Genomic DNA, 1,417 nt, shown 5'->3' on the forward strand with positions numbered 1-1,417 from the left:
AACCTCGCCGAGGCGGTGGACAAGACCGTCGTGGCCGAACGAGCCGCCCTGCGTGCCAGCGTGGACCAACCACCGCAACAGCCTGCCGCGCAGCCTATTACGTTACCGCCGGTCGCAGGCTCGAGGGGCGATTGACGACACGGACCCGGGAACGGTATGCCGCTGTCCGCGCTCGTGTCGAGCGCGGGGACAGTATCTCGGCGATCAGCCGCGAGCTGCGGCTGGACCGGAAAACGGTGCGCCGCTTCGCCCATGCCGACACAGCTGACCAACTGCTGGGCGCCGAGCGGGTCCGCGACAATCTGCTCGACCCGTTCAGAGCCCACCTGCACGAGCGACTGAACGCGGGTTGCCGCGACGCCGCGGCGCTCGCGGCCGAGATCCGGGCGCTGGGGTATCGCGGCAGCATCCGCACCGTCCGCCGCTATGTGCAGCCGCTGCGTGAACACCTGCCGTTGCCTGCCCCGATTCCGGCGCCGCCGACCGCGCGCCAGGTTGCTCGGTGGATGACGTGTCGCCCGGACCGGCTCACCGACGGCGATCGCGCGCAGCTGAAGCAGGTTCTGGAATGCAGTGAGGTGCTGAGGGTGACGCATCGGCAGGTGCGCGAGTTCGCCGACATCATGAACACCCGCACCGGCAACCAGCGCATCCAGACCTGGATCACCAGAGTCATCCGCACCGGCGCGCCCGCGCTGCGGACGTTCGCTCGCGGCTTGCGTAACGACATCGCCGCCGTCACCAACGGCTTGACCCTGCCGCACAGTTCCGGCGCTGTCGAGGGCAGCGTGACGCGAATCAAGCACCTCAAGAGAAGTATGTACGGTCGTGCCAAATTCGACTTGCTGCGCATCCGGATCCTGCACCCCAACTGATCCCACGGCCGGGCGGAACCAGCCGGGCGGGGCTGGCAGGATGGGCCGGGTGGCGAACATGCGACGGCACACACCCGAACCCGAACCCGGCCCGATGCGGATCCAGCACACCCCGGGCATGGCAAATGAGATGATGCGCGAGCTCGCGCCGTTTCTGGCCGAGGAAGGCATCGACGTCGACAACATCGATGTCCCGGATCTGGAAACGTTGAACGCCGCGTTCGCCCGTGCGGTCGAGCGCCTCAACATGATCCAATCCACCCCCGTCGGCGCCGCCCGCGACAACACCCTCGCCACCCTGCGCGGGGTCGTCATCGCCCTGATCAACGGCGACGATGAGGCAGCGACCGAGCTACTCGACGCGATACCACCCACCGCCACCGGCCCGGACAGCGCCACCGTCTCCGGCAGCATCGGCGTCGGCACCGGCCTGCTCGACGACTGGCTGTCGGGCCGCAACCCCGACACACCGAAAGGGCTGGCCGCCGCCGTTCGCCTGCCCCGCGGGCACTGGATCGGCGAACGCGCCGCCACCGACCTAG

The 1,417-nt window shown here is 68.9% G+C and carries 1 protein-coding gene and 1 pseudogene; both read left to right on the plus strand.

All coding sequences use genetic code 11. The annotated features are described in order from the left end of the window. Positions 1–131: 131 nt before the first annotated feature. Positions 132–875, plus strand: coding sequence for a transposase (locus tag NA4_RS38250; protein ID WP_067481132.1), 744 nt, complete (start codon positions 132–134; stop codon positions 873–875). 49 nt (positions 876–924) lie between these two features. Then, positions 925–1,417: pseudogene (locus tag NA4_RS38255) on the plus strand (hypothetical protein); the annotation flags it as partial.

This window comes from Nocardia amamiensis NBRC 102102, from assembly GCF_001612745.1.
GTDB classification, from domain to species: Bacteria; Actinomycetota; Actinomycetes; order Mycobacteriales; family Mycobacteriaceae; genus Nocardia; species Nocardia amamiensis.